The organism is Spartobacteria bacterium UBA695 (assembly GCA_002298145.1).
Lineage (GTDB): Bacteria > Verrucomicrobiota > Verrucomicrobiia > Chthoniobacterales > Chthoniobacteraceae > UBA695.
On the sequence record DBMP01000015.1, the window covers coordinates 51,091 to 75,601 of the forward strand.

The 24,511-nt window shown below is 58.4% G+C and carries 16 protein-coding genes; 12 read left to right on the forward strand and 4 right to left on the reverse strand.

The genetic code is table 11. The features are described 5' to 3' along the window. Positions 1–2 precede the first annotated feature (2 nt). Together B2828_RS09280 and B2828_RS09285 are read right to left on the reverse strand one after the other, a co-directional pair. On the reverse strand, positions 3–2,003 hold the full coding sequence (locus B2828_RS09280) for a beta-galactosidase (RefSeq protein WP_479633445.1): 2,001 nt from the start codon (positions 2,001–2,003) through the stop codon (positions 3–5). Between the two features lie 22 nt (positions 2,004–2,025). Continuing rightward, positions 2,026–4,092 (reverse strand): sialate O-acetylesterase, encoded by a 2,067-nt coding sequence (locus tag B2828_RS09285; protein ID WP_479633446.1) that lies wholly within the window; start codon positions 4,090–4,092, stop codon positions 2,026–2,028. Positions 4,093–4,171: 79 nt separating this feature from the next. Between B2828_RS09285 and B2828_RS09290 the strand changes: the two genes are divergently transcribed. The 11 genes from B2828_RS09290 (at position 4,172) to B2828_RS09340 (ending at position 20,148) form a co-directional block, all read left to right on the forward strand. Next, positions 4,172–5,206 carry a LacI family DNA-binding transcriptional regulator gene (locus tag B2828_RS09290; RefSeq protein ID WP_479633447.1) on the forward strand — a complete coding sequence of 345 codons (1,035 nt, stop codon included), beginning with the start codon at positions 4,172–4,174 and terminating at the stop codon, positions 5,204–5,206. Between the two features lie 102 nt (positions 5,207–5,308). Then, positions 5,309–6,034, forward strand: coding sequence for a hypothetical protein (locus B2828_RS09295; protein ID WP_479633448.1), 726 nt, complete (start codon positions 5,309–5,311; stop codon positions 6,032–6,034). A 61-nt stretch (positions 6,035–6,095) separates the two neighbouring features. Beyond that, a complete protein-coding gene (locus B2828_RS09300) occupies positions 6,096–6,899 on the forward strand; it encodes a pilus assembly FimT family protein (protein ID WP_479633449.1) in 804 nt (267 codons plus the stop codon). Then, positions 6,896–7,345: a hypothetical protein gene (locus B2828_RS09305; protein WP_479633450.1), complete on the forward strand. Its 450-nt coding sequence runs from the start codon at positions 6,896–6,898 to the stop codon at positions 7,343–7,345. Before B2828_RS09300 ends, B2828_RS09305 begins: the two co-directional genes overlap by 4 nt. Positions 7,346–7,368: 23 nt before the next feature. Further along, on the forward strand, positions 7,369–8,484 hold the full coding sequence (locus tag B2828_RS09310) for a PulJ/GspJ family protein (protein WP_479633451.1): 1,116 nt from the start codon (positions 7,369–7,371) through the stop codon (positions 8,482–8,484). A gap of 14 nt (positions 8,485–8,498) precedes the next feature. Further along, positions 8,499–11,831 carry a hypothetical protein gene (locus tag B2828_RS09315; protein WP_479633452.1) on the forward strand — a complete coding sequence of 1,111 codons (3,333 nt, stop codon included), beginning with the start codon at positions 8,499–8,501 and terminating at the stop codon, positions 11,829–11,831. Further along, positions 11,828–12,448 (forward strand): hypothetical protein, encoded by a 621-nt coding sequence (locus tag B2828_RS09320; protein WP_479633453.1) that lies wholly within the window; start codon positions 11,828–11,830, stop codon positions 12,446–12,448. Before B2828_RS09315 ends, B2828_RS09320 begins: the two co-directional genes overlap by 4 nt. A gap of 12 nt (positions 12,449–12,460) precedes the next feature. Then, positions 12,461–13,909, forward strand: coding sequence for an MFS transporter (locus B2828_RS09325; RefSeq protein WP_479633454.1), 1,449 nt, complete (start codon positions 12,461–12,463; stop codon positions 13,907–13,909). 109 nt (positions 13,910–14,018) lie between these two features. After that, positions 14,019–16,148 (forward strand): alginate lyase family protein, encoded by a 2,130-nt coding sequence (locus B2828_RS09330; RefSeq protein ID WP_479633455.1) that lies wholly within the window; start codon positions 14,019–14,021, stop codon positions 16,146–16,148. 92 nt (positions 16,149–16,240) lie between these two features. Beyond that, positions 16,241–19,012: a beta strand repeat-containing protein gene (locus tag B2828_RS09335; RefSeq protein WP_479633456.1), complete on the forward strand. Its 2,772-nt coding sequence runs from the start codon at positions 16,241–16,243 to the stop codon at positions 19,010–19,012. Between the two features lie 65 nt (positions 19,013–19,077). Next, the gene (locus B2828_RS09340; protein WP_479633457.1) at positions 19,078–20,148 is read left to right on the forward strand and encodes a hydroxyacid dehydrogenase; all 1,071 of its coding nucleotides are present in this window, start codon (positions 19,078–19,080) and stop codon (positions 20,146–20,148) included. Here the strand turns inward: B2828_RS09340 and B2828_RS09345 are convergent. Continuing rightward, positions 20,145–21,281: a LacI family DNA-binding transcriptional regulator gene (locus B2828_RS09345; protein WP_479633458.1), complete on the reverse strand. Its 1,137-nt coding sequence runs from the start codon at positions 21,279–21,281 to the stop codon at positions 20,145–20,147. The genes B2828_RS09340 and B2828_RS09345 overlap by 4 nt on opposite strands. A gap of 90 nt (positions 21,282–21,371) precedes the next feature. On the opposite strand from B2828_RS09345, the gene B2828_RS09350 reads away from it, so the two are divergent. Then, positions 21,372–23,027, forward strand: a complete 1,656-nt coding sequence (locus B2828_RS09350; RefSeq protein ID WP_479633459.1) for an FGGY-family carbohydrate kinase — start codon at positions 21,372–21,374, stop codon at positions 23,025–23,027. Positions 23,028–23,108: 81 nt separating this feature from the next. On the opposite strand, the gene B2828_RS09355 is transcribed toward B2828_RS09350, so the two are convergent. Next, the gene (locus B2828_RS09355) at positions 23,109–24,497 is read right to left on the reverse strand and encodes an MFS transporter (RefSeq protein WP_479633460.1); all 1,389 of its coding nucleotides are present in this window, start codon (positions 24,495–24,497) and stop codon (positions 23,109–23,111) included. Between the last annotated feature and the right edge of the window lie 14 nt (positions 24,498–24,511).

Consider the following 24,511-nt stretch of genomic DNA (forward strand, 5'->3'; position numbering starts at 1 on the left):
GGTTAATCGAGATTTAGAATGAGAGTTTCCTGCGGGGCAAGTATAGTCCGACCGTTGTGATTTTTCCCGGAGAGGAGGTCGCGCCCAGCGTGGCCCTTGAGGCAAACATCGGCTGGAGTATTTGTATGATTAAGTAGGAACAAAAAACGGGAGCTGTTCTTCTCCCGGAGCGTTGCCTCCACTCCCGGCGGGGCGTCCACCGGCGCTTCCAGATCCAGATCGCGGCAGATTGACGAAAGCAACTTCGTTCTCGCGGCGGCGTCGAGCTGTGCGGCGAGGTAATAGGCCTGGCCTTTGCCGTAAGCGTTCTGGGTGACCGCAGGGGTTTTGGAGATGAAGTGATTGGTGAGAACCGCGAGGGCAGATGCGCCTTGAAGGTGGACAAGGTCACACCAATCGGAGGCTTCAGAATGCGTGCCGTCGGCCCATTGAACATGTAGGATGCGGCCCGGTGGCTGCGGGTCCCATTCTTCTACCCAGATGCCGAGGAGGTCGCTGATTTTCCCGGCATAGCCGCCCAGGATGACGTGCTCGTTCTCGTCCGTGATGCCCGAGAAATAGGTGGTGAGGAAGGTACCGCCGTCTCGGACAAAGGTGCGGATGCGTTCGTCGACGCCCGTGCGCAGTTGGCAGAGATGCGGGGCGAGGACGAGGCGGTAGCCGCTCCAGTCGCCGTCGGCGGATACGAAATCGACGGGGAGGTTGGCGTCGTAGAAGAAACGGTGGTATTCCAGAACGCGGCTGAGGTAATCCAACTGTGCCGGTTTGGATTCGAGATTCAGCGCCCACCAGTTTGGGTAATCGAAGACGATGCCCACCTTGGCGCGCACCCGCGATCCCGCAAGGGCGTCGAGAGTTTGGAGTTCCCGCCCGAGATCGGCGACTTCGCGGAAGACGCGGCTGCGCTCCGCCCCGACATGGGGCACCATGGCGCCGTGATATTTTTCGGCCCCGGCCCGAGCCGCGCGCCATTGGAAAAACAGCACGCCGTCCGCGCCGCGCGACACGGCCTGGTAACTATGCAGGCGCATTTGGCCGGGAGGCTTGAGGCTGTTGACGGGCCGCCAACTAACCTGAGAGGACACCTGCTCCATCAAAAGAAACGGCTTGCCGCCACCGAGGGAACGCGTGAGGTCGTGCGCAGCGGCATTGACCGCAAGGCCGTTCACGCCGTCGTTCGGGTCGGGGTAGGAATCCCACGAAGTGAAGTCGACGTGCCTGGCCCACTGGTGGTAGTCGAACGGGCCGAAGAAGCCCATGAAGTTCGTGGTGACGGGGAGCCCGGGCGTGTGCTCTTTGATGATCTCGTATTCCCGGCGATGAAGCGCCAGCACGGAATCGCTGTAGAAGCGCTTGTAGTCGATCTGCTGCGCGGGGTTGGCCATTGTCGGGGTTTTGCGGGGAGGGAAGATCTCCTCCCAATCGCCGTACCACTGGCTCCAGAACGCGGTGCCCCAGGCTTCGTTAAGGGCATCAAGGGTGGCGTAGCGCGCTTTGAGCCAGCCCCGGAAGGCCGCCGCACAACGGTCGCAAAAACACGAGGCCACGTGGCAGCCATACTCGTTGTTGATGTGCCACATGACGACGGCGGGATGGTGCCGGTAATGTTCGGCAAGCTGCCGGGTGAGGGCGGCGGCGGCCTCGCGGTAATGAGGGCTGTTAGGGCAATAGTGCTGGCGCGAACCGGAATGAAGCACGGTGCCGTTGGCGTCCTGCGGAAGGAGCTCGGGATACCGGCGGACGAGCCAGGCGGGCGGGGATGCGGTGGCGGTGGCGAGGTCGACGGAGATGCCGTGCTGGTGCAGCAGGTCGATCACGCGGTCGAGCCACGCGAACTCGTATTGCCCCGGCGCCGGTTCCAGTTTGGCCCAGCTAAAAATGCCGAGGCTGACGAGATTGACTCCGGCGGTTTGCATAAGCCGAGCATCCTCCTGCCAGACGGATTCCGGCCACTGCTCGGGGTTGTAATCGCCGCCGTAATAAAGATGGGTGTTCTGAAGCATTGGAAGTAGGGGGCGATCGCTTCTAAAAGCGACGTCCTTCGCTGGTGAGCGGAAAATGATCCGTGCGGAAGGGCGAGGCTGGGAGCCCGGCGTCGTTATATAAGTTGCAGGTGGGGTTGTCGGCCCATGCGTAGCGGACAGCTACGGGAGTCTCGATTTCGTCAGACCATACGAGGATCGTGGAACCGTCAATTTTGGCATCAGCCCACTTCCATTTGTGATCCTCTCCGCAGATGGCGAACCCTTGCAATTCACTCTTGGGGCTGGGTTTCACCAACGGCAAGGTCAGCGGCAGCGCAGAGCGGGGCTGGTATGTCTCAGGAAGCGCCTTGGCCACTAAGGGTCCACTACTGGCGGCGAAATGGATGCGCATGCGTTTGCCTTCTCGTTGGGCGCTTTCGTAGACCGGCCCCTTGAAGGGAAGATTGCTTTTGCCATACGTTTGGTTGAGGGCGATGCGGAGCAGCCGGTCGGCCGCCTCTTTTTTATTGCGCGGGTGAACGTCATCCTGCTCCCCGATGTCGATCAGCACGGCGACGCCGGTATGGGGCACTTCGATGGCCCGGGATTGCGATTCGCGCAATTCGGCCCACGCGCTTTCACCGGGAGTGGCGGCTTTCGCCTGAAAATTCGCCAACTGGCAGAGGTAGAACGGCGCGTTGTCCTGTTTCCATTCCTTGCGCCAATGGGCGATGAGGAGCTGCAATTCGGAGCGGTAGAGATCGGCCTTCCAGGCGTTGGCTTCGCCCTGGTACCATAGAAACCCGCGAATGCCATAGGGAGCGAGCGAATGGATCATCGCGTTGTAGAGCGAAAAGGGATTGGACTGTTTCGCGGGAAGAAACGAGGGCATCACGGGAGCCTTGCTGTTGTCCTGCAATGGTGGCAGTTGATATTCCGTTTTCGCCAACCAGGTGCCCCCAAGGGGGATATTCCACGCGGCACAGAAATAGGGAGCTTCGATGCCCGCATCCCCCGAGGGGCTAAAGATCCGGATCGCCAGCACATTGTCGCCCGCTTTCACCTTGGGCCCGGGGACATCGTAGCGACGCTCCAGGGAGCACGACCCGGAAGCCGGAGTGACAAGGGACGAAGAGGAAGGATCCGTCCAGCCCACTTTCTCGCCGTTCCAATAGACGGCATCAAAAATGTGAGGTATGCCTACAAACAGCGGCAGGTATTGGTTGGCGCGCGTCGGCGGGATCTTGACCACGCGACGAACCCAAACGGCCCCGTTGCCCGGCAGCCCTTGGGCCGCAAGCGAGCCCGGCATCGTGACCGGCTTCCAGTCGTCCGTGGATAGGTCGACTGCGGCGAAATGCTCCGGAGCTTCGGCTGTGCGGTCTTGCCGCCCATGCTCCGTCGCCCAAGTGCGATAAGCTTCCCGAAACTCCGCCATGCGCCGAGGATAACCCTCGATGGCGGCTTGCATGGCCTCGTTGCGTTGCCTGAGCTCGGGCAGCGAGGCGGAAGGCATCCAGGCTTCGATGGCGGTGCCGCCCCAACTGCTGTGGATCAACCCCACCGGGCGTCCGAGTTCTTGGTTGAGCCCTTTGCCAAAGTAATAACCAATCGCCGAAAACTGGAGCGCCGTAGCCGGAGATGCGACAAACCAACGGCCCTTGCATTGTTCCAAAGGCACCGGGCTGGCCTCTTTTTCTACGCGAAACTCCCTCAACGAATGATTGGCTGAACCAGCGGCTTCCTCCTGGGCGCGTTCGGTGGACGAAAGCGGCAGTTCCATATTGGACTGCCCCGAACAGAGCCAGACTTCCCCCACGACCACATCGCTCACCACGATCCGGTTTTTCCCTTGGATCGTCAGCTCGCCAGAGCCCAGGCCCGCGTTTTCCAGGTTCAATTCGAGCTGCCATTTTCCCTGCGGCGTGGCGCGGGTGGTTGAGGTGGCAGTGCCCAGTTTGGCCACGATTTCTTCTCCAGGCTCAGCCGTTCCCCAAATCGGGGTCTTGCTCGATTTGAGCAACACGGCGTGATCGGAAAAAATCGGAGGCAACGTCACATCGGCAAAGCCGGGCGCAGCAAGGGACGCAAGGAGGGTCGCAAAAACAGCGGGGGAGGGAAGTCGCATGGCTAATGAATAACGGTAGTTGACTATACACATCACTTGACATCGCGCTGCAACCGGCCTTAGAACTTACTCAGTTAAAATGCCCCCCCGAATTACCCAGCGCGATATCGCGAAAGCCGCCGGGGTTTCCCACGTGACGGTTTCGCTGGCTTTGCGCGATCATCATTCCATTTCCAAGGCGACCCGGGACCGGATCAAGGCCATCGCGGAGGAGATCGGCTACGCGCCAGACCCGATGCTGGTGGGGCTTTCAGCCTATCGCCGCAGCGCCCGGCCCGCTGCCTACCAAAGCAATATTGGCTGGATCAACGGGCATCAGAACCCGGCCGATCTCTATATGGGCGACTACCGTGAGTATTATGCGGGAACGCTTCAGCGCGCGAAGGAGTTGGGTTACATTCTGGAAAGCATCAATCTTTCGGAATTTGGCTACGATCCTCAATCCGTCATGCGGGTGTTGCGCAGCAAGGGCATCAAGGGACTGGTGCTGGCGCCGAGCGAAAAAGCCGGCGCTGAATTTCGCATCGATTTTTCCCGGTTTTCCGCCGTCCGCTTCGGCTATAGCTACAACTACCCTGTCTTGCACACCCTCTCCAACGCGCAATTCCGCACGGTGACCAAGGCCGTCGAGCATCTTTTGGCCATGGGGTATGAACGCATCGGAATGATCCTTAGCGAAGACATCAACAAGCGCACCGCATGGAACTTCCAAGGCGGCTTCAACGCGGCCATGCAGGAGGTGCCCCCTAGGCACAGGGTGGCGCCCGTGAGCTTCAATATCAAAGATCAAAAAGGCATTGCCCGTTGGATTCAGAAACATAAGGTAGACTGCATTCTCGGCCATGGCTATTGGCTGATGTATAGTACTTTGAACGATATAGGCATCCGGGTGCCTGACGATGTTGGGTACGCAGATATCGCCCTGCACCGAGGGGAGACGATCGTCAGCGGCATGATGCAGAATTCCTTTCTCTCGGGCGTCGCCGCGGTCGATTTGCTGAACGGGATGATGCAACGCAGCGAAACCGGCATCCCCGAGGTGCCCATGCACCTCTACACCGAGGGGCGATGGTTCGAAGGATCAACCGTGAAATCCCGCGTCCACCTAAGCTAAACTTAACTGAGTAAACAGATCTCGCCATTGAGCTTTGATTTCGGGGGGGTAATTTAGGCTCATTCCACCGCACGGTGGAGGTCACATCTTTTTTCCAACCCTATGAAAATCGCATCCCCCCATTCCCTGCAGCGGCTCATTCTTGGCGCAACCCTTTCCTTTTCCCTCGTCCTTGGCGCGCGGGCGGAAGTCGTCTATTCCACCGATTTCGAAAGCCCGGCCTTCACGGCGGGTCAGGGGATCGGCACCACCTCCGTCAACGGCTGGGTGGGCAATGACAACGGCTCGTCAACCGTGGTCCAAATCACCGACGAGACGAGCCATAGTGGTAAACAGTGTTTGATGGAAGTGGATCAGGATCCTAAGGATGCCCCCAGCGCGTGGCATCGTTTCCAGGGCCGGACGCTCGAAAATGCGGACTTCACGTTTTGGGTGAAACTGGCTGCGGACAGTACCGCTTTCCGGGCTGATTTCGCCGACGAGGAGCATGGCGTCACGTTCATGATCGGGCACGGTTATGTGTCGGATCTTGGCGGGGGCGGCTGGTGGGCCAAACCCGAAAAGGGTAACAGCATTGGGAGCGTGGCCGACAAGACGGTTTCCTACAATCCCACGGCGTGGAATAAAATCACCTTCAAATACGACAAAGCCGAAAAAACCATCTCGGTGGCTTTGAACGACAAAGAAATCCTTAAGCTCACCAAAGCGGAAACCGAGGGGCTTAACCTGCAAGCCAACCGCTTCCGCTTCGTCACCGGATGGGTGGCGGGCGCCGGGTCCAACCTCAAAGCCTACGTGGACGATTTGGTGATTTCGACCAACCCGTAGCGGTTGCTGCGAGGCCGGAGTTTCCGGCACACCCAAGGGGGCACCCCCATTTTTCCCTCCCATGAAAACCCTCTGGCCAATATCCCGGGCCTTCCGCCGTAGCGCTTCGGCGTTCACGCTGCTGGAGCTTTTGGTGACGCTGGGAGTGGTGTCGATGCTCTTTGCGCTGGTCGTCCCCGCAATCAAGGGGATGACCAGTGCCGCCGATTTGACTCGCGCCGCCTATACCATCCAGGGGGCGCTGGATCAGGCCCGGATGTATGCGGTGGCCAATAACACCTATACCTGGGTTGGCTTTTTTGAAGAAGACAACGCACAGGTTTCTCAAACCCCCGCGGTGCCTGGCGTGGGCCGGGTGGTGATCGCCTTGGTAGCCTCGCGCAACGGTACCCGCATTTATAACAAAGCCCAAGCGTCGGCGGGAAATCCTTCCGTGCAGGCGCTGCCCGCTTCGCAGCTAGTCGTGATCGGCAAGCCCATCAAGCTCAATAACGTGCACATTTTCAACGCGTCATCCCGAGCCATTGGCGCTCGCGCGGCCGGAGTGATCCAAGACCAGAACATCGTAGGACTGACTTCGCAACCGCTGCTCTTTTCCATGCAATACCCGCTGGTGGGCACGGCGAGGTACACCTTTGGGGTGCGGCCCATCGGTTCATCCGGTGGAGTGCAAGTGGCTAATGGGATTGTGCAGTTCAACCCCCGAGGCGAGGCCATCTGCGACGCCGGTCCAATCATTGTCCCCGCACCGGTGTTGGAGATCGCCATTAAAGAAGCCCATGGGAACCGCGCCGCCTCTGGAGCTAATGTTATCGCCCTCAATATCAGTGGCCTGACCGGGCAAACCACTCTCTTCCGTCCATGAAAAATTTCCGCAAATCCCTGGCTGCGTTTTCAATGGTGGAGATCGTCGTCGCGCTCGGTGTGGCCTCATTTACAATGGTGTCCATCCTCGGCATGCTGCCGATTGGGTTGAGCAACAGCCGCAGTTCCACGGCCCAGACAGGGGCCATGAATCTCATCACCGCCATCGCCGCCGATCTCAAGGCCACCGCTTCCGGTGCGACCGCCACGCCTCGCTTTGCCATCGTCACCAATGCCACGGGTGGGCAGACCTACTATTTCAATGAAGAGGGAACCGTCTCCTCCTCGCTTCAATCCGACTCTCGCTACAAAGCGTCAGTACAGGCGGTATTGATGCCCTCCACCAGCGAAACGGTGCAGCGGGTAACGATCTCGTGGCCCGCACAAGCCTCCGCGCCTAATCTAGGCGGATCGGCAGATGTGGTGGTATCGCAGTCCCGGAACTAACCCCGCTTTTCATTGCCCCCCAAATGGTACCTTCCCCCAAGTCCGGTGAGTATTGCGGCGAACCAGCGCCCATCCGGACGGTGCGGTTGGGTTTTACGTTACTGGAACTCATGGCCTCCATCGGCATCCTCGTTTTGTTGGTAGCCGTGGTCCACCAGTTGGTCAGCAGCGCCACCCTATCCACAGTCAGCGCCACCCGTTTGATGGACTCCGACAATCAGGCCCGGTTGATCTTCGCCAAAATGGCCGAGGACTTCGCCTCAATGTACCGCCGCGCCGATGTGAACTATTATTTTAAAAGTCAGAGCGGAAATGACGCATTTTATTTTTACAGCCAGGCGCCCGGGCACATCGCCTCGCAGGAGGTAGCGGGAACGACCGACGCCTCCATCAACAGCGCTTCCCTCGTGGGCTACCGCGTGAGCGATTCCGTGAGCGGCGGGACGCGGGTGGAATTGGAACGCCTGGGCCGGGGCTTGCGCTGGATGGACCTCTCCGCGCAAGCCGCCGAGAACGGCGCTGCCACATCGGTCCAGCATTTGCCCTCGCTGATCAAAAACGCTTTTTCCCAAGCGATCGCAGATGTCTATAATAACACGACAAACCCCAGCACCAGCGCCTCGGCCACTAATCAGTGGGATGTCATTGGAGACCAGGTCTTTCGCATGGAGTTCTGCTTTCTATTGCGGGATGGCACCTTTAGTTTGAAACCGGTTTTGGCGGCCTCCACCAATTCCAATAATCTCGAAGCCAACGCCGCGCCCACCACCACCGCAGACTCCTCGGCAGGCTACGGGGTCGGCTCTCGCTGGTACGACACTACAACGCAAATCGCTTACCAGTGCACCAACGCAGCGGCGGGCGCTGCCGTGTGGGCGCCGCAGGGCCTCGCGGACGTCAAGGCCGTGGTCGTCACTCTTGCCCTCATCGACACCAAAAGCCGCGTTTCAACCGGCATTGCGAGTATCCGGAACGCCATTTCGAGCCTTTCGGACACTCCCGCAACCAACCCAGGATCGATGCAAAAAACGTGGGTGCAGAAAGCCAACGATACCGCTTCCCTTGTGCGGGAAACCGGCCTCAATCGCACCACCGCTTCATCCGTGCGGGTTTACGAGCGTTTCTTCTACCTGAACTAAGGTTGTTTATGACAATGAACGGTTTCAATCAGCACCTCACGCATTCGGTCCAAGGGGCCGCTTTGCTGCTAGTGCTTTGCTTTGTCGTTTTGACCGCCGGTTTGATGGTGGCCTTTTTTTCGCGGGCTACAACAGAGCGCCAGGTCTCCAACTTCAGCGCCGGTTCAACCAAAGTGGAACTACTCGCCGATACGGCGCTCGACCTCGTGATTGACGACCTCAAACAGGAGATCGTCAATCATTCCAACACCAGCGGATCGGGTACCAACACCCTCTACACCCCAGCGTCGGGAACCTACGCCGTTCCGGTACGGCAGACCTTCCTTTCGGGCACGCTGGCCAATCTGCTGCGCATCAGCAGCCGCTCCGACCCGGCCACGCGTGCGGTCAACGCGTCCACCTCAGGAACATCGATCAACGGGCGCTCGGTGCCGCTCCCGCGCTGGAACCTGCATTACCTACTGCCGCTCAAAACCACGGGCACGGTAGGCGACACCACGCCGGATGCGAGCTTCGCCGCGCCGGATTGGGTGATCGTCACGCGCAGCGGCACGGCAGCGGGCTCCGGATGGAGCCACTCACTGGCCGACGCAACCTCCAGTAATACTTCCTATGCCATTGGCCGCTATGCCTACGCCATTTATGACGAGGGCGGGCTACTGGATGTCAACGCGGCGGGGTATCCTTCCAGCTCCGCGGCGGATCAATATGGGCCAAAGGGAGGCATTGCCTATGCGGACTTGACCCAGCTATCGTTGACGGCTCCCCAAATCGACCAACTCGTGGGCTGGAGAAACTACGCCACCGCGCAACCCACGGGGACCTTCTCTGCGTTTACCTTTGACAACAGCGCTGCCGCGCGCTTCCAAAGCTGGGCCACCTCAAGCTCCAATCAGTTCCTGAGCATCTCCGGCACAGCCACGTACAACGGCAACACCGATCACGCCATCCTCAACCGGCAGCAACTTATCAAACTGCTGCTCAGCATCGGCAACACCAGCGCCGAGCAAACACAGCTCCAGAGCGCCTTGCAATACCTGGGCACCTTCACCCGCGAGGTCAACGGCCCCACTTCCTCCGGCACTGGCACCAGCCTCACCGACTTCAATCCGCCCGCCATTTTTGGCGTCAAAGTCAGCGGCACCTTTACCCGCGCCGACGGCACCCCGACAGTCTCGGGCGAGCCGCTGGTGAAAAACCGCTTCCCGCTGGAGAAGCTCGCGCTTTTGGAAAAAATGCAGGGCGTCGGTTCGCTGAGCGTCCAGGACAAGGACGACATCGCGCGCTACTTTGGTCTCGACCCCGTGAGCGATTCCAACGGCTACTTCCGCCACTGGAGCTACCCTACCACCAGCACGGTTTACCGCCATGGCGTGGGCACCACGGGCACGAACGGTATCATGTCGCTGGCCGATGTCGCCGCGCAAAACCGCGAGCCCGATTTCTTCGAAATGCTCCAGGCCGGGATCTACCAGGGCTCGCTCGGCAAGGGGAATGTTCGCACCGATCTCTTGCATGGTGGCATGGGATACACCCTCCCGAGCCCTAACAATCCTGGCTTTACCGATCCGGACACCCGAATTACCCTGCAACTCCTGCGTATCGGGGCCAACATCATCGACCAATGGGATTCCGATAGCTATCCCACCACGATTACCTACACTCCCACCGGTGATAGCGTTTATGGGATCGAGGATCTTCCTTACATCGACAAATTCCTATTCCGTGTCACTGGGACAAACATCAACTACACTCTTCCCTATACTTTTTCCTGCGGTTTTATGCTCTGGAACCCGCATCAGCTTTTGGCTAATAACGGAGCCTACCCCTCGAATATTCAGATCTCGCCGCTTTCGGACGCCAGCAACGCCCAGAATTCCGATTGTTGCCTGGTGGGGGTTGTGGGCGACGATGCCAGCAAAAGTAACCGGGGCTACTGGAGTTACGATGTGGTCAATGGTAACTGGAGTGCTGGCTCACCTTACCAGCGTTTTAGCCAAATCGCTTCAGGTTCCGGAGTGATCGGGCTATCCTTATCCACTACCAGGACGGATTATCGGGAGCCCGCCTTGAGCGGCAGCATGACGATTTTCACGATGAACTCTTTCCCTGACGACACCGTGACTTCGGGGACGCTTAAGTGGTCCACGGTGAAGGCTGCTCAGGCGCAGATCGCTGGCTCGACGAACTGGAATGTTGGCCTGCGGTTCTGGTTTTCGCTGGTGTACCGCATTCAATTTCAAGATTCTTCCGGTGTTTTCCGGACCTACGGTACGTTTGTGGGCCAGGACCGCACAGACGTCGCGACCGGTTTCCGGCAAGGGCCTTGGTTTCCCTTCGACCAGACTACGCAGCCCGGATGGTGTTCCTATCCGAAGCCGGACCCGCGCACCTACCGCTTTGCATCGGGCTACTCCTCTTTAAATCCGAATTCGTTACAAAGTCTTACTCCATCATACAACACCAAGGCGGCGTCTATATACCAGAACGACCCTTTTGTGGCGAAAACGCTCAATAATTCCAACCAAACCCTCTATGCCGATTACCGTGCCGACTTATGGTCGGTGAACGATCCCCTTGACGGGGTCTTCACTGGAGTGAGCACCGATCCGGCCACCGTCAGTCCAGCCAAGCCTTATTATTTTGATCCCGATGGCAAGGCGCGGCCAGGGGATTCTGTTTACTCCTGGAGCACCGCATCCACTTCGCAGAGCCCCCTCTACACCTCCGGCACGGCGGCTCGGCCCGTGATTTTGAACCGCCCGTTCCGCTCCGTCGGCGAGTTGGGCTACGCCTTCCGCGATATGCCGTGGAAAACGCTCGATCTCTTTTCGCCCTACAGCGCCGACGCCGCATTGCTTGATCTCTTTTCGCTCCAGGGGGGGCAGCGGCTGCTCGCCGGTCGCGTCAACCCCAACACGCGTCAGCCCAAGGTGCTCGCTGCAATTCTCGCGGGGGCCACGCAGGCAAGTGCATCCACCACCGGCACCGTTTCCTCGGCCAACGCGCAAGCCGTCGGCTCGGCCGTAACGGCGCTTTCCGGAGCGATTCCGTTTGGGAACCGCCAGGAACTCGTCAGCCGCTTGATGAACCAGCCCGCGGTGAATGGCATTTCCAAGCTCAAGACCGAGCGGGAATCCGTGATCCGCGCGCTGGCGGACGCCTCCAACACGCGCACCTGGAATTTGCTGATCGACCTCGTGGCCCAGGTGGGCAAATACCCCGCCGCCGCCGGTTCGCTCGATCAATTCCTGGTCGAGGGAGAGCGCCACTATTGGCTCCACGTGGCCATCGACCGCTACACGGGCCGGGTGGTGGATCAACAACTGGAGGTTGTTTCTGAATGAAAGCGTTTTGCCTACTTGTTGCGTGGCTGGTGTGCTTGATCCCGGCAACCCGGGCGCAGGAGTCCGCTTTGCCGGTTCCCAAGCCGCCTTACGTCGCCCCCATCCCCGACAATGCCCGATGGGTCGTCACGCTGGAGATGCCGGGAGCGTCGTCCACGCAATCGGAACTTCCCACGTCGATTGAGACCATCAAAACCGGCAGCACCAAACGCGTCACGTTGTTCCTCAAGGGCGGATCGTCCCAGCGGTTCGATCAAAAGGGCGAATATCTGCTTACCAACACCCCCTCCGGTCCGCAGATCTCCAAGTACATCCCGCTTTTGCCGCCGTATCCCTTTTACACGGAGGGTTTCCTATTCGTGGAAAACGTCGTCCCGGCGAATTTCAAAGGCGTGGTGAAGCTCAAGGGCGTTGAATGCTTTTATTACGCCAGCGGCAACACGAGCGTTTGGATTGCCGCTGAATCCATGTTGCCGGTGGCGGCGCGGCACGAGGGCGTGCTGGCTTATTTCCAATTTCTCCCAGCGCCCACCCAACCGCTCACGCTTTCGCCGGAGGTGGTCGCGCAGCTTGAAAAATACGAAGCCGCCGCCAACGCCTTCCGCGCCATGCGCTAGCCATTCCGTTTCATGAATCATACCCTTTCCAGCGCACTTAAAAGCGATTCCCAGGAGCCCGACCAACTCACGGTCGGCTCGCTCAAATACACCAAAGCCGGCCTCATCACGCTTTTCCTATATTTGCTGTGGGGCGATTTTTGCTTCACGCTGATGGAGACCGTCGTACCCAACATCCTGCCGCTGAAGCTTCGGGACATCGGTGCGCCCAACTGGATTGTGGGCCTGATGATGCTCACCATCCCGAACGTCATGAGCGCGACGATCAACCCGATCATCAACTTCCGCAGCGACCGCTTTCGCAGCAAATGGGGACGGCGCATTCCCTTCCTCGCCGGGGCCACGCCGTTTCTCGTGCTTTTCCTGATTTTGCTGGGCTATGCGGAGCCGATCGGCGCGTGGGTGGAACATGCGGTAATGGGCGGCCGGGTGCCCTCGACCACGGTGCTCATCGCGGTAATCGGCGTATTCCTAGTCTGCTTCCAGTTCTTTAACATGTTCGTCTCCTCGGCCTACTATTGTCTCTTCAACGACACGGTGCCGCAGGCGTATCTCGCGCGGTTCATGGTGAGCTTCCGAATGGTCGGCGTGGGCGCGGGTGCGGTATACAACTACTTCGTGCTCCGCTATGCGAACACCCACATGCAGCAGATCTTTCTCTGGGCCGGGCTGCTCTATTTTGTGGCCTTTGCCGTGATGTGCTGGAAGGTTCGGGAAGGGAATTACCCGCCGCCACCGCCCAATATCGATAACCAAACGGGGTTCGTGTCGGCGGTCAAAACGTATGCCGTGGAATGCTTCACCCATCGTTTTTATTGGTACATTTTTCTCGGCAACGTCTTTGTGGCAATGGGGTTTGTTTCGGGTTCCTACGGCCTGCTTTATCAAACCAAGTATCTCGGGCTCGGGCTCGATTTCATTGGGAAAGTCAACGGTGTATGCGGCGTGGTGGGGCTGCTGTTGCTATATCCCGCCGGCATCATCACCGACCGCGTTCATCCGCTGCGCGTGCTGCTGCTAGCCAGCTCTGTTCAAGTGCTGGTGGTGGGGCCGCTGGGGATCATCTTTGCCATGACGCGCCCGCTGATGTCGGCGGAGACAGTGGCCTGGTTCTTCATCGGGCTCTCGTCGCTGTGGCTGCCTTTCATCGCGCTCAACGGCGCGGCAGAGCCGATCACAATGATGCGGCTCTTTCCCGCGAGCCGTTATGGCCAGTTTGGCTCCGCCAACGCCCTCCTGCGTTCGCTGGGGATGATGGTCGGCGGCGTCCTCTGCGGCGGCTACCTCGATGTAATGAAGCGGCTACATCCCGATACGCCAGATTTCTGCTACCGCTATCTGCCGTTTTGGAACATCACGTGCAGCGCGGGTTACGCCTTTTTTATCTATCTCGTTTACCGCGAATGGAAGCGACTTGGTGGAACGAAGCATTTTGTACCGCCGGTCAGCGGTGACATCTAACTATTGGATATTACTCCGAAACAACTTAACTAAACTGAGTAAGTCCACCACCCTTTTGACTTCAAAACCAAGCCGGGGAAAATAGCAGCCTTCAATCCAAAGACAAGCCATGAACCTACCCCCATCTTCCCTCCTCGGAGCTGTCGCCGCCGCAATGATGTTGCTGATCTCCCCGGCCGCTCTCAACGCCCAAAGCCCGGATGCACCGCCCGTCGAGCATCGCGCGGCCACGGCAGGTGAAAAGGAAGTCTTCGCCGCGCTGGATCTTTCCCTGCCGGAACTGGCCCCGGTGAAAAAGGCCATCGACACGGGCGACTACGGCCTCGCCACGCACGAATGGGCCACCTACCTGCGCCAGCGCACCTCCGTTCCGTGGTTTATCGATCCGAGGGAAAAGGGGGCATCGGTGCGCGGCTTCGACCTCAAGGTGGCCAACAACGCCGTAGCGGGAAAGCTACAAGGTGGCTATGTAAATCTGCTTCACGCCTTCCCGGATGGAAAAATCGACTGGGCCTACGATCCCACCGGCAAAACACCCGACATGCCCCCCAATCACGAATGGGTGTGGCAACTCAATCGCATGATGTTTTGGGAAGACCTCGCGGGCGCTTACGCCGCCACAGGTGACGAGCGCTATGCTGAGACGTTTGTGAACCATCTACGCTCGTGGGTTGCCCAAACAGCCAACATCCCGACGATGGACGACTGGCGTCCCGGCTCGGCCTGGCGGCCCATCGAAGCCGGATTGCGCATGGGCAATTCCTGGCCCATGGCCTATCACCGCTTCCTTTTGTCCCCGTCGTTTACCGACGCCGACATGTTGCTGTTTGTCCGTTCCTGCCTCGACCATGGCCGCTATTTGCAAAAATACGGCGTGGAAAACCAAGGCAATCACCTCACCATGGCCATGTCAGGATTGTACTGCGTTGGTGCGCTCTTCCCCGAATACCGCGAAGCCAAAGGATGGCGCACCACCGCCGTTGAGCGCCTTGCCCGCGAAGCCACGCGCCAGTTCTTGCCCGACGGAGCGCAATTTGAACTCACGCCCGGCTATCACAACGTGGCGCTCGAGAATTTCCTGAAAATCATGGATGTGGCGCAAAAAACCGGCCATCAGGAGGAGGTTCCCGCCGCTCTGACTACCTGCGTAGAGAAAGCCTATACCTACCTGCTCGGGCTGATGACGCCGGACCGTTCGCTGCCGATGTTCAACGATTCCTGGGGGATTTCGGCCAACTATCTCTACCAAAAAGCGGTGAAGCTCTTCCCCGAGCGCACCGATTTCCGCTGGGCCTTGACGGTCGGCAGGGAAGGCACAGAACCCGCTGCCACCTCGCAGTTCTTCGACTGGGCCGGGTTCGCCGTCATGCGTTCCGGCTGGGGGCGAAACGACAACTTCCTCGTCTTCCGCGCGGGTCCCGCGGGCACCGGCCACATTCACAACAGCGCACTGGACGTCGTCCTGTGGGCCTGGGGGCGCCGCTTGCTGCTGGACAACGGTGGTGGCAGTTACGAGAAAAGCAAATGGCGCGACTGGTCCATTTCCACCCAATCCCACAACTGCGTGGTGGTGGACGGCTTGAGCCAGAACGTTCCCGACGAATGGTCGCCGCAGGGGCATGACAAAGACCCGCGCTATGTCTCGCAGAAGCCCATCGACGCAAGCTGGACGAGCACGCCTGCCTACGATTACGCGCAGCAAACCTACAACAACGGCTACGGTCCCCAGCGCAAGAAAATCGCCGCGCAAAAGCGGGAAGTCTTCTTCCTCAAGCCCGGCATCTATGCCGTGCGCGACACCGTTGCGCCCAGCGACGATGCCGAGCACACCTACCAGGCGCGCTGGCAAGTCGGCAGCACGCATACGGAGTATGATCACGCTTCGGGGTCCGTGGAGACGCGGGACGCAGGTCTGGCCAACCTCGCCGTCGTTCCGCTTCTCCGCGACGGGCTGGAAGTGCGCAGCGTCACGGCCCAGGAAGAGCCGGAAATTCTCGGCTGGATCGTCATCAAGGATAGCGTGCCGCCGCGTCAGCCCATCACCACCGTGCTGCACACCGTCAAAGGGAGCGGCGTAAAGCAATTGCTCACGCTGCTCATCCCACTCAAACCGGGGGAAAAATCTCCCATCCGCAGCGTCTCCGGCACCAATCCCATCGAAGTCACCTTCAACGACGGGCGGCGCATTCAAATCAACAACGCGCCGGATGCCCCGCTGACCCTGAGCGAGCTTAACTGAGTAATTAATTCTCCACCTTGAAGGTGGAAACTGCGGCGTTATTTTTCCCTGAAACGGACACTCGTCCATCAACGATACCCCTAAGCAAACCCATGAAAACCCCGAAGACTCGTCATCCCCGTTATACTTCCGCCGCCCTGGTCGCATTGGCACTGGCTGGCGCATTTTCCGGCACTTCCCAAGCGGACACTTCCACATGGTCTGGCACCAGCGGTCTTTGGTCGGCTTCCTCTAACTGGGATTTGGCACCCGTCCTCGGGGGCTCCATCACGTTGGGCAATGTGGCCAGCGGCACCCGTACCGTAAGTTACGACGATACAGCGACTACTGGCACGATCGCGACTCTGACGATGACCCAGACATCTGCGGCCATCAACCAGCTTTTTATCACTGGCACCAAAGGGCTGACGGTCACCAACGCCATTACGCTTGGAGCCACCAGCGGCACTGAGGAGTTAAGAATCGGCAATACCGTTACAACTAATACTACCGGATACACATACTTGACGGCTTCCGGCGGAGTGACCGTCAACAGCGGCGGGGTGCTCACTTTCCAAATCAGCGGCAGCAATAGTGCCGGTTCTCCAACCATGGTGGGCAACGTCACCGTCTCGGGCGGCTTGGTGGGAATAATGACCGGAGGTAATCGTTACTCGGCAAATGGCGGGCTCATTACAGGAAATATGAGCCTAACCTCGGGAACCATCCGGATGTACGACCCGGTGGATACCTGGAGCCGCGGCAGAATTAGTGTCTCCGGTTCGTTCACCGCCACGGGCGGTACCATTATTGGGGGGCCTCAAAATACGTTCAATGAGATTTACGTTGGAGGTAATATCACCGTCGGCTCGGGCGTGACGCTGAGCATGACTCCTAGCTTTGTGCTCATGGCCAATAATTCCGTAGGGACTATAGATGCCTCTGGAGCCGGCATTCTGGGGGCACGCACCTGGATCGGCAGCGGAACCAGTACCGCCACGTTCAAAACGAGCGGTACCGCGGCCCTTCAAGCCACGGGAATTTCTTTTGCCGTCGGCTCCACCAACGTCCGCCAGAAAATTGTGCTCGGTAGCAACCTGATCAAAACGGGCACTGCCGTCACGCCTATTCAGTCAACCTTTGGTGCGGGATCTGGCAACAACTCCGAATATGAACTGGACCTGGGCGGACACACCTACGATGCCACAGCCTACGTTCTGCCCTGGGCTCCCAACACCTCTAGCGGAACGGCCAAATACTTTATTACATCCTCTACCGCAGGGGGTGTTTTCAAGGTGCAGCAAGTGAATCTCTCCACAGCGTTCACCCAAACCACCCTTGGTGCGGGCGCGACTTTGCAAATCACGGGAGGCAACGGAGCCACGATCAATCTGTCCGGCAGCAACACCTTCGCCACCAACTCGACGGTGCTTTACACCGGAGCCGCCACCACGAGTTCCGCAGCCGTGCTGACCACCAACAGTGCTCTTGGAAATCTCACCGTCAAAACCGGCGCCGTGCAAGTATCGGGCTCCGCGTTGACGACCGCCGGGACGTTGACGGTTGACGCGGGCGGCACGCTCGATGTCAGCGCCTTCTCAGCCAAGGCTGCGGGCGGCCTCGTCCTTGGTTCGGCCACAGGCTCGGGCCTGATCACCGGCGCACAGGGGATCGTGCTCGCGGGCACCAATGGCGGCGCGGTCGCCGCTTCGCTTATCAGCGGCACCATCACCAGCGCCATCTCCAGCGGCACTGCCGCCAGCACCGTGACCAAAACGGGCACCAACACCACCGTGGTGCTCAATGGGGTCAATACCTACCTCGGTGCGACCACGGTTTCCCAAGGCCGCCTCGATGTCAACGGCTCCCTCGGGGCCAGCAGCGCGGTCGGCATCGCCGCATCCGGTACGCTGGGAGGCGCGGGCACCATCAACGGCACCGTGGTTAACAGCGGTGTGATTACCGGCGGCCTCATCTTCGCCAACGACGTCACCATTAACAACGGAGCGACCGCCACCGCCGCGGCCTTCAACGGCAATATCGTCGACAACGGCTCCATCACCGGCGGCCTCACCGTCCAAGGCGGCAAAGTCCTTAGCGGCTCTGGCTCCGTCAGTGGCAACACCACCGTCAACGGCGGCACCGTCAACGGCACAGGCCTAGCGCTGGGTACAACCCGGCTCAACGGCACCAGCACCCTGAGCGGCTACAACATCGCCAGCAGCGTGGCCATCACCGGGGGCAGCACCTCGCTGACCGGCACCACGAAATCCACCGCAACCTTGTCCGTCGGCGTGGGAGCCATCCTCAATAATACCGGAACCGTGGACGGCAACGTAGGCGTTAGCGGATTACTCAAAGGCACCGGTACGGTAACTGGAAATCTCGCTCTCACCAGCGGCACCCTCTCGCCCGGCAACAGCCCCGGAATCACCACCGTCCAGGGCAACTTCACCATGGACGCGAGCTCCAAACTCGTGGCGGAAGTGAGCGGCACCATCGCGGGATCAACCTACGATCAGGTCAAGGTAAGCGGGAACGTCACCCTCGCGGGCACGTTGGATCTGAGCACGCTCGGCGGACTAGGCATGGGCGACACCATCACGCTTATCGACAACACCGGCAGCGGTACCACCAGCGGGTACTTCTCGCAGATCATCACCAGCGGCAGCACCTACGCAATCGGCACCGCTGTCGGGACGTATACCTTCACCTCAGGTACCACGGAGTATCTCCTCAACTATGCCGCCAATGCCGACAGGGACAGCCTCAACAATGACGTCACCCTGACCGTCGTGCCCGAGCCCGGCACCTGGGCTATGCTCGTGGGCGGAATGGGGCTCCTCACCTTCGGCCAGCGCCTCCGCCGCCGGTCGGCAAGATAGGAAATGAACAGCAAATTAATCCCGCCAGTTCCGGCTGGCGGGGTCGATCCTTATCGGGAAACATCATGCTCATCGCATCGCAGACACGCTCTAGGAATACAGAACCTGCCGAGGAAAACGGCATGAGTTCTCCATCGCACCGCAGGCCAGCCCTGTTTGCCATGCAGGACCCCCTGATGTTCGACATGGTCTGGACAGAGCAGCAGAAATCCAAGCTCCGCGATCTCGTGGATATTTCGGACTGGGTGTGGACCGGCAATGTCGAAGATCATCCGGAAATTCTCGCCAATACGGAGCTGATCTTCTCCACCTGGGGCATCCCCAGCCTCACGCCTAGGGATCTGGACTATCTGCCGAAGCTCAAAGCGGTGTTCTACGCCGCCGGTTCCGTCAAATCCTTTGCCGCCCCGCTGCTCGAGCGCGGGATCACCGTCGTCAGCGCAAACGTCCCCAATGCCATTCCCGTTGCGGAATTTACATTATCGCAGATAATCTTTGCCTTAAAGCAAGGCTGGCAGCATCACCGACAACTACGCTGCACGCCTAACGCTAATGGGTTTAAGGAACTGCCCATCACCGGGCTCTACGGAGCAACTGTCGGCATTATTTCATTAGGAACGATCGGAAGAAAATTATGCGAGCTGTTGACCCCCTTTGACTTGAATAAGCTCGTGTACGATCCGTATATCAAAGAATCCACGTTGCGAAAGTACCACCTTCAAAACACAAGCCTGGAGGCCCTTTTCGCCCAGTCGGACGTCGTCACCGTACACACTCCATCGTTGAAGGAAACGGAAGGCTTGGTGACCGGCAAGCTGCTGGATTCCATGAAGCCTTTCTCTACCTTCATCAACACGTCCCGCGGCGTATTGGTGAGGGAAGATGAAATGATCGAAGTTCTCCAGCGGCGTCCCGACATCACCGCCATCCTGGACGTAACCCGCTCTGAGCCACCCATGGAAGGCTCGCCCCTTTATCACTTGCCGAACGTGGTGCTGATGCCGCATATCGCAGGGTCCAAAGGCAACGAGATCCGGCGCATGACGGACTGGATTATCGAGGAGTGCGCCAACTATATCGAAGGTAAGCCGTTGAAACTCGCCGTAAGTGCCGACGCATTAGACCATTCGGCCTAGGAAGCCGAATAGGACCCCCCTAGCACTTCATGCAAAGGCAATGAAATTCGCTTGATGCTTGGGCTGGATCTTAATTGCGTCATCAAAAGATGAATGACCGTTTGGGCTAGTTCAGTGTGGGAAACTCCCACACATGCCAGAGGAGGATCAAAGTACCTCGATATTTCATAATCGCCCACACCGAGCACGGCCACGTCATGCGGTATCTTCAGCCCTTGCTCCCTGATTGCCCGATATGCTCCCAAGGCCAGAGCATCGGACGCTGCATACAAACCATCAAATGGAATCCCCTTGTGTGCCAAGTAAAACTTCACCGCATCGTAGGCCGTATCACCGGAGAGTTTCTCCGCAATAATTTCCTCGGCGGGAATTCCCAGCAATTCGGTTGATCGCCTCTGAAATCCGTTCACCCGGTTTTCCGTGCTCTGGGTCAACGGGCTGCCATGAATCACCGCCAGGCGTTTCCTCTTCCGTCTCACTAATAGCTCGGCAGCGCGCGCCCCGGTTCCCTCGTGTTCGACAACACACGGATACCCGGCAATGGATCGGTTTACCAATACCACGGGGAAAGGCAAATGCGTGCGAGCCAAAAAGTCATCATCCTCGGCAATCGTGTTCAAAATGATCGCGGCGTTAAAATGATCCCCAGACAGCAACCCGGGCATCTCTTTCAACCGTCCGGCGTTAAACATTTCGATTAGTAAAGAGAGCGATTGATTTTTCGCTTTTCCCACGCCTTCGATCTCCCGATGAAGCGCCGCGACGAAATGATTTACCAGCGTAATGGGGGCTTCAAAACTTGTAATCAAAGCCAGCACGAGCGCGTTTTTCACCCCCTCGCTGCTCCGGAGCCTTCGTGCGCTGATATTGGGTAGATAGCCCAGCTTGGCTGCGGTATCGCGGATTTTCTGTGCCGTTTCCTGAGGAATGCGTCTTTCCAGATGCCGGTTATTAAGAACACTGGAAACTGAGCCGATGGATACCTGTGCCCTGGCTGCAATATCCTTTAAGCTCACGCGAGTATGGGCTTTTGACGACAATTTTGACATGGGAGAAAGGATTAAAAAAAACAGCAGATCACGAATTGACCCAAATTTGCCCCCAATCCTCCTAAAGTTCCACAGGAAAACCATATATCGAGATGCACAAACGTTATTGCATTTGCGAGGAAATCTTTTTAATCTTCAACGCTACTTTCTCCCTCACCTACTCTGTTTACACCTATGCTCCCTCTTTTTCTTGGTATTGACGTCGGCACGGGAAGTGCCCGCGCGGGAATTTTCACCGCAAACGGTCAAATGATTGCGTCCTCCAGCCAGGCGATCCGGATGTGGAAATGCAAAAATGATTTTGTCGAACAGTCATCCGAGGATATCTGGGCCGCTTGTTGCCGTGCGGTTAAGCTTGCGATCTCCCAGGCGGGAGCCGTTGCGCAGGATATCCACGGCATCGGGTTTGATGCAACGTGTTCTCTGGTTGCCTTGGATGCCGCAAATCAACCGATTACCGTCAGCCCCACTGGGGAGGATGAGCAAAATGTGATCGTCTGGATGGATCATCGCGCTATTGCCCAAGCGGAGCGCATCAACGCCACCCGGCATCCCGTCCTCCGCTACGTCGGCGGAACGATCTCCCCCGAGATGCAGACGCCCAAACTCCTTTGGCTCAAAGAAAACATTCCCGGCACTTGGACCCGCGCCAAGCACTTTTTCGATTTGGCGGATTACCTAACCTTCCGAGCGACGGGCGATGACACGCGCTCCCTATGCACTACGGGATGCAAGTGGACTTACGTTGGGGAAAATGGGCTGGATGGCGACGGCTGGGACAAAGGCTTCTTTGAACAGATCGGTCTCGGCGATCTTGCTGGGGAAGGATTTCAGCGAATCGGCACCCGCGTTCGCCCCATGGGGGAAGTTCTCGGGAACGGGTTGAGCAAAACGGCCGCTTCTGAAATGGGACTGAAAGAGGGCATACCCGTGGGCGTTTCCATCATTGACGCCCACGCCGGCGGCCTCGGTTTGCTGGGAGCCCCACTTGAAAAAGGGGCTGGACAGACATCGATGGAACAGCGGCTGGCGCTTATTGGCGGAACTTCCTCCTGCCACATGGCGGTGTCACAGAGCCCGATTTTCATTAAGGGGATATGGGGGCCGTACTTTTCCGCCATGATTCCAGGCTTGTGGCTGACGGAGGGGGGACAATCCGCCACCGGCGCGTTGATCGACCACATCATTTTCTCTCATCCAGCTGCCGCCTCGCTCCAAAATGAAGCTCGAGAGCAGAACCAAACGATCTACGAACTGCTCAACGCGCGAGTGGAGGCGTTGGCTAAAGCCGAAAATTGCGGCCATTCCTCGGAATTGACTCGCGAGCTTCATATCCAGCCCGATTTTCATGGCAACCGCTCGCCACTGGCTGATCCCACGCTGAGGGGAATAATCAGCGGGCTGACGCTCTCTTCCACGGCTGACGATCTTGCACGGCTCTACCTGGCGACCATCCAGGCAGTTGCTTATGGCACACGGCATATCATCGAGACGATGAATGAATGCGGATACGGAATCAGCACCGTATTCGTTTGCGGCGGCGGAACCAAAAATCCTCTCTTTTTGCGGGAACACGCCGATATCACAGGCTGCCAGATGGTTTTGCCGCGGGAGCCAGAGGCGGTCCTGCTGGGAGCCGCGGTTTTGGGGGCGGTTGCTTCGGGACAATTCCCCACGGTCATGGCGGCAATGCAGGCAATGAACGCCGCAGGAAAGATTATTGAACCGGCACAAGGCCGCACCGCTGCCTACCATCGGCGGAAATACGAGGTTTACCTCCGCCTTCATGCCGACTTTTTGGATTACCGCCAGATAATGAATATTCGATAATATCCACCTTTCGTCAGGAACATGAACCGTTCCATGAACCCTCTACAGATCCCGTTGCTAAGCAGCGTACCCGCGAGCCCTCTAGGGTAGAGGCGCTTTGTAGTGATCGCGGCCGCCGAGTTTTCTCCAATCTCGGATGACGGCCACCATTGGGACAAGCGCCAAGAGGCTGAAAATCGACGTCCAGTAGAACGCCAGGCGGTAGTTGCTGTTGGAAATATCCATCAAGTAGCCGATGGCGATGTTTCCGAGAATCAGGACGCCGCAGTTGAAGACGTTGAGAGCGCCGGAGAATTGGCCAAATTTTTCAACAGGGAAAAGCTTCATGGCCACAGCGCGCCCCGACAAAGAGTATCCAATCACCCCCAAGTTCGACACAACCGAATAGACGAACAGCGCGGTCTGACTATGAATCAAGAGTGCGCCCAGCAGAGATTGAATGCAGAGGGTCACGACCATGATCATCTGGAGGTAAAGGGGTGAAAAGCGGTCGCTGAGGTAGCCGATGGGATAGACAGTGATAACAGTGATGGCGCTGGACCAGGCAAAGATGTGGCCCATCCCTTTCATATCGATGCCGAGGGTTTCTTTGGCAAAAAGAGCCGTGAAATTACCGGCACACGCCAAGCCAAGGGTGATCAGGATCGAGACGAAAAAGCTGTTCCGGTAGATGGGGATCTGCAAACACTCGCGGAAGTAAATCGCGTAGGTTTTAAGCAAACCGGGGGGCTTTTCCTGTTTGGCCGGGGGCGGGTATTCGCCCTCTTTGACTTTAAAGCACATCACCATGAAGACAGCGACGTAGAAGAAAGCGACGCCGATAAATGCGGCATGGCGGTAGGTCATCAGGTGGGGAAATACAAACCAAAGGAAAACGGCAGTTCCGATATTCCCTGCGATGCCCATCCATGCCAAAAATCGAGACATGCATTCCAAGGGATAGACATCTCGAATGAGCCAGTTGTAGCCGTTGATGAGAAGCATGTTGGAAAAGTGATAGGTGGCGATAAAGACGCACAGGGAGCCCAGGACAAAGGTTCCCCTAGTGACATTCCCGGGAAGCCATGAGCCGAACAGACCGTGGCACAGGCCGCCGATTTCTGGCCCGAATCCAACGCCGACGAGGATGAGGGCAGTGAGCGGACTGACGATACGCAGCAGCGGGATCCGGCGTCCGATCGGGGTGCGCAGGTTGTCGTTCCAACGGCTGATGTTGGGCAGGAAGAGCATGTTGATCACTCCGGCGATGCTCCCCATCATCATGCCGATGAGTGTATTGGAGGCGCCCTCGCTTTTGAGGTAAAGCGGAATGAAGCGGCCGAAGACCGATTCAAAAAATTGGAACGCGAAGTCGCCGCCCAACAGCCACAGGGAAAGGATAATGAGTCCTTGCTTGGTGTAGGCGAGGTTTTCGGTTCGGTAGAGGCGCGGTTCGGAAAGGGAGACGGCTGGAGGTGCGGCGGGGGTCATAATGATGATGTTGC

Bases quoted from the DNA above. Each gene is read 5' to 3' on its own strand.
- B2828_RS09330 (WP_479633455.1), top strand. From the start codon at position 14,019: ATGAACCTACCCCCATCTTCCCTCCTCGGAGCTGTCGCCGCCGCAATG.
- B2828_RS09335 (WP_479633456.1), top strand. From the start codon at position 16,241: ATGAAAACCCCGAAGACTCGTCATCCCCGTTATACTTCCGCCGCCCTG.
- B2828_RS09350 (WP_479633459.1), top strand. From the start codon at position 21,372: ATGCTCCCTCTTTTTCTTGGTATTGACGTCGGCACGGGAAGTGCCCGC.
- B2828_RS09320 (WP_479633453.1), top strand. From the start codon at position 11,828: ATGAAAGCGTTTTGCCTACTTGTTGCGTGGCTGGTGTGCTTGATCCCG.
- B2828_RS09315 (WP_479633452.1), top strand. From the start codon at position 8,499: ATGAACGGTTTCAATCAGCACCTCACGCATTCGGTCCAAGGGGCCGCT.
- B2828_RS09285 (WP_479633446.1), bottom strand. From the start codon at position 4,092: ATGCGACTTCCCTCCCCCGCTGTTTTTGCGACCCTCCTTGCGTCCCTT.
- B2828_RS09325 (WP_479633454.1), top strand. From the start codon at position 12,461: ATGAATCATACCCTTTCCAGCGCACTTAAAAGCGATTCCCAGGAGCCC.
- B2828_RS09280 (WP_479633445.1), bottom strand. From the start codon at position 2,003: ATGCTTCAGAACACCCATCTTTATTACGGCGGCGATTACAACCCCGAG.
- B2828_RS09340 (WP_479633457.1), top strand. From the start codon at position 19,078: ATGCTCATCGCATCGCAGACACGCTCTAGGAATACAGAACCTGCCGAG.
- B2828_RS09290 (WP_479633447.1), top strand. From the start codon at position 4,172: ATGCCCCCCCGAATTACCCAGCGCGATATCGCGAAAGCCGCCGGGGTT.
- B2828_RS09305 (WP_479633450.1), top strand. From the start codon at position 6,896: ATGAAAAATTTCCGCAAATCCCTGGCTGCGTTTTCAATGGTGGAGATC.
- B2828_RS09310 (WP_479633451.1), top strand. From the start codon at position 7,369: ATGGTACCTTCCCCCAAGTCCGGTGAGTATTGCGGCGAACCAGCGCCC.
- B2828_RS09300 (WP_479633449.1), top strand. From the start codon at position 6,096: ATGAAAACCCTCTGGCCAATATCCCGGGCCTTCCGCCGTAGCGCTTCG.
- B2828_RS09295 (WP_479633448.1), top strand. From the start codon at position 5,309: ATGAAAATCGCATCCCCCCATTCCCTGCAGCGGCTCATTCTTGGCGCA.
- B2828_RS09345 (WP_479633458.1), bottom strand. From the start codon at position 21,281: ATGGTTTTCCTGTGGAACTTTAGGAGGATTGGGGGCAAATTTGGGTCA.
- B2828_RS09355 (WP_479633460.1), bottom strand. From the start codon at position 24,497: ATGACCCCCGCCGCACCTCCAGCCGTCTCCCTTTCCGAACCGCGCCTC.